This window comes from Sphaerotilus sp. (genome assembly GCF_041083715.1).
Taxonomy (GTDB): Bacteria; Pseudomonadota; Gammaproteobacteria; order Burkholderiales; family Burkholderiaceae_C; genus Sphaerotilus.
Map to the genome: position 1 here is coordinate 1 of NZ_JBFPGY010000017.1, position 4361 is coordinate 4361.

A 4361-nucleotide genomic window follows, 5' to 3' on the forward strand; every position below is an offset into this window, starting at 1 on the left:
CCGAAGAGGCGCGCCTTGGCCTCGGCGTAGGCGGCCATCGAGCCGTGCCAGTCGAGGTGGTCCTGCGTCACGTTGAGCACGGTGGCGGCAGTGGGATTGAAGCCGGTGACACCATCGAGCTGGAAGCTGGAGAGTTCGAGCACCCAGACCTCCGGCAGCGCGTCGGCTCCGGCCTCCAGTGCCACGGTCAGCGTGTCCATCAGCGTCGGACCGATGTTGCCGGCCATCGCCACACGCAGCCCGGCACGCTCGGCCAGCTGCGCAGTCAGCGAGGTGGTGGTGGTCTTGCCGTTGGTGCCGGTGATGGCGATGACCTTGGGCGCGTAGCCGTGGGCGGCCTGCAGGTCCTGCAGCGCCAGCGCGAACAGCGACAGCTCGCCCTGCACCGGCGTGCCGCGCGCGCGCGCGGCGTCCAGCAGCGGCCCGATCGCCGGGTCCAGCGGTGACAGGCCCGGGCTCTTGAGCACGAGCTGCACGCCATCCAGCAGCGACAGCGCCAGCGGACCGGCGTGCAACTCGGCACCGGGCACCTCGGCGGCCAGCGCGGCGGCCTTTGGCGGTGCCAGGCGCGTGTCGGCCACGACCATCCGCGCCGCGCCGCAGCGCTGCGCCCAGCGCGCCATCGCCAGTCCCGAGTCGCCCAGACCCAGGATCAGCAGCGACATGTCCTTCAGAGCATTCATCGTCGTTTCCGTGCGCCGCAACCGCTCAGCGCAACTTCAGGGTGGACAGGCCCACGAGGCACAGCAGCATCGTGATGATCCAGAAGCGGATCACCACCTGCGTCTCGATCCAGCCCTTCTTCTCGAAATGGTGGTGCAGCGGCGCCATCAGCAGGATGCGCTTGCCGGTGCCGGTGCGTTTCTTGGTGTACTTGAAATAGCTGACCTGCACCATGACCGAGAGCGCCTCGACCACGAAGATGCCACCCATGATGCCGAGCACGATTTCCTGGCGCACGATCACCGCGATCGTGCCGAGGGCGCCGCCCAGCGCCAGTGCGCCGACATCGCCCATGAAGACCTGCGCCGGGTGCGCGTTGAACCAGAGAAAGGCCAGTCCCGCTCCGGCCAGGGCAGCGCAGAAGATCGCCAGCTCGCCTGCGCCGGGGATGTGCGGCAGGAACAGGTATTTCGAGAACACCGAACTGCCCGTCGCATACGCGAACAGGCCCAGCGCCGAACCGACCAGCACCACCGGCATGATCGCCAGGCCGTCCAGGCCATCGGTCAGGTTGACCGCGTTGCTGGTGCCGACGATGACGAAGTAGGTCAGGAAGATGAAGCCGAACACCCCCAGCGGGTAGCTCACCGTCTTGAAGAACGGCACGATCAGGTCGGCCTTGGGCGGCAGGTCGTTCGAGAAGCCGGAGATGACCCAGCGCATGAACAGCTCCAGCACGCGCAGGTTCGAGGTCTCCGACACGCTGAACGCGAGGTAGAGCGCGGCGATCAGCCCGATCAGCGATTGCCACAGGTACTTCTCGCCGGACGGCATGCCCTCGGGGTTCTTCTGCACCACCTTGCGCCAGTCGTCGACCCAGCCGATGGCACCGAAGCCCATGGTCACGATCATCACGATCCAGACGAAGCGGTTGCTCCAGTCGAACCACAGCAGCGTCGAGATGGCGATCGCCAGCAGGATCAGCACACCGCCCATGGTCGGCGTGCCGCGCTTGACGATGTGGGTCTGCACCCCGTATTCGCGGATCGGCTGGCCGATCTTCAGCTCGGTCAGGCGGCGGATCACCCACGGCCCGAAAGCCAGCCCGATCAGCAGCGAGGTCATCGCTGCCATCACCGCACGGAAGGTGATGTACTGGAAGACCCGCAGGAAGCCGAGGCTCTCGGGATAAAGGCCTTGCAACCACTGTGCGAGGCTAATGAGCATGTTGTTCTCCTGGGCTGGCCGCCCCGCCCTTGACGGCAGCGACCACCTGTTCCATCTTCATGAAGCGCGAGCCCTTGACCAGCACCGACTGCGCCTCGGGCAGCGCAGCGCCCGAGGCCCGCATCGCCGCCACGAGGGCGACTGCGTCGGCGTGGTGCTGCACCACGGTCGGCGGCCGGACAGCCTGTGCGGCGTGGGCCGCGAGTATGCCTGCGGTCCAGACGCAGTCGATGCCTTTTTCGACGGCGTAGCGCCCGACTTCAGAATGGAACTCCGGCCCCTGGTCGCCGACCTCGCCCATGTCGCCCAACACCAGCCAGCGCGGCCCGGGCAGCGCAGCCAGCACGTCGATGGCGGCCCGCACCGAGTCGGGATTGGCGTTGTAGCTGTCGTCGACCAGGGTGATCGTGCGACCGCGCCAGTCCAGGCGCTGCACCTGCGAGCGGCCCTTGACCGGCTCGAACGCCGCCAGTCCGTCGCGCACCGCCTCGGCTGGCACGCCCGCGGCCAGCGCGCAGCCCGCCGCCGCCAGCGCGTTGCGCACGTTGTGCTGCCCGGCGACAGCCAGTGCCAGCACCATCTCGCCGGCCGGCGTCTCCAGCCGGGCATCCCAGTGGTCACCCTTCCACTCGGCCCGTGCGGTCAGCGCCGCCCCCGTGCCCGCGTCGAGTGCGAAGGTGGACACCGGTCGCGCACCGGCCAAGGCGCGCCACAGCGGCGTGTAGTCGTCATCGGCCGGGAACACCGCCACGCCATCGACCGACAGCGACGCGATCACCGCCCCGTTCTCGCGCGCGACGGCTTCCACCGTCTTCATGAATTCAAGGTGCTCGCGCTGCGCGTTGTTCACCAGCGCAACTGTCGGCTGGGCGATGCGTGCGAGTTCGGCGATCTCGCCGGGGTGGTTCATGCCGAGTTCGATCACCGCGATGCGGTGGTGGCGGCGCAGGCCCAGCACCGTCAGCGGCACGCCGATGTGGTTGTTCAGGTTGCCTGCGGTGGCGTGGGCGGCGTTCCCATGCGCCGTGCGCAGGATGGACGCGATCATCTGCGTCACGGTGGTCTTGCCATTGCTGCCCGTGACCGCGATCAGCGGCAGCGCCAGGCTGGCGCGCCAGCCTTCGGCCAGCGCCTGCAGCGCACGCAGCGTGTCGGGCACTTCGAGTCCGGCCAACCCGACCTCGGCCAGCCCGCGCTCGGCCACAGCGGCAACCGCACCCGCCGCGCCGGCTTGCGGCAGGAAACTGTGGGCATCGAAGCGCTCGCCGCGCAGCGCGACGAACAGGTCACCCGCGTGCAGGCTGCGGGTGTCGGTGTGGACGCGCTGCAGCAGCGTGGCCGGGTCACCGACCAGCCGCGTGCCAGGCAGGCGCACCGCCACCAGGGCGTGGGCCTCGCCCAGGGTCATGAATTCGTGGGACATCATCGAGGGGTCAAGGGCGGTGGGACACACGGCGTTGTAGCGCAGCGGCCGACTCGCCCAGATCTGAAAAAAAGCGCTTCGCGCCCGCCGTCTCCTGATAGTCCTCGTGGCCCTTGCCAGCGATGAGCACGACATCGGACGGTCCGGCCTCGGCGAGCGCCGTCGCGATGGCCGCCGCACGGTCCTCGATCGTGCGCCACTGCGGCGACGGGACACAGCCAGCGGCAATCTGCGCGAGGATGGTGGCGGGCACCTCGTGGCGCGGGTTGTCGCTGGTGATCACCACCTCGTCGGCCAGCGCCTGCGCGATGCGGCCCATCACCGGGCGCTTGCCGGCGTCGCGGTTGCCGCCACAGCCGAACACGCACCACAGCCGCCCACCCCGCGCCGCCGCGAACGGCCGCAGTGCCTGCAGGGCCTTGTCGAGCGCATCGGGCGTGTGGGCGTAGTCGACGACCACCTGCGGCAGCAGGCCCGCACCGTCCGGCGCTTCGACCCGCTGCATGCGCCCTGGCACCGGCGTGAAGTCGGCTGCCAGCGGTGCGATGTCGGCCAGCGACAGGCCCAGTGCCCGCAGTCCGCCGAACACGGCGAGCACGTTGGCGACGTTGTAGTCGCCGATCAGTCCGGTGCGCACCGGCACCGTCTCGCCGGCTTCCTGCACGGTGAAACACAGCCCGTCGCCCTCGTAGTGCAGATCCAGCGCCTGCAGGCGTGCGGCGGTGGCACGCGGTTGCAGGGCGTAGGTCCAGACGTCGAGGTCGCCGCGTGCAGCGAGTTCCTCCGCCAGCAGCGCGCCCTGCGGGTCGTCGAGGTTGAGCACCGCGGCCCGCAAGCCCGGCCAGTCGAACAGCGCCCGCTTGGCCCGCCAGTAATCGGCCATGCTGCCGTGGTAGTCGAGGTGGTCGGGCGTGAAGTTGGTGTAGAGCGCCACCTGGATGCGAATGGCATCCAGCCGGTGCTCGGCCACGCCGATCGACGAGGCCTCCATCACACAGGCCGCAAAGCCGCGATCGGCGAAGTCACGCAGGCTGCGGTGCAGCGTGAC

General features: G+C 69.3%; 4 protein-coding genes. All 4 read right to left on the reverse strand.

The window, feature by feature from the left end; translation table 11 throughout:
- The coding region (locus AB3X43_RS00705) for a Mur ligase family protein (protein WP_369427978.1) at positions 1-683 on the reverse strand (683 nt) is incomplete at its 3' end.
- A gap of 25 nt (positions 684-708) precedes the next feature.
- Positions 709-1890 (reverse strand): phospho-N-acetylmuramoyl-pentapeptide-transferase, encoded by a 1182-nt coding sequence (gene mraY / locus AB3X43_RS00710; RefSeq protein ID WP_369427979.1) that lies wholly within the window; start codon positions 1888-1890, stop codon positions 709-711.
- Positions 1880-3313, reverse strand: a complete 1434-nt coding sequence (locus tag AB3X43_RS00715) for a UDP-N-acetylmuramoyl-tripeptide--D-alanyl-D-alanine ligase (protein ID WP_369427980.1) — start codon at positions 3311-3313, stop codon at positions 1880-1882. The genes mraY and AB3X43_RS00715 overlap by 11 nt, the downstream gene beginning before the upstream one ends.
- Before the next feature lie 10 nt (positions 3314-3323).
- Positions 3324-4361: Mur ligase family protein (locus AB3X43_RS00720; protein WP_369427981.1), on the reverse strand; the 1038-nt coding region annotated here is incomplete at its 5' end.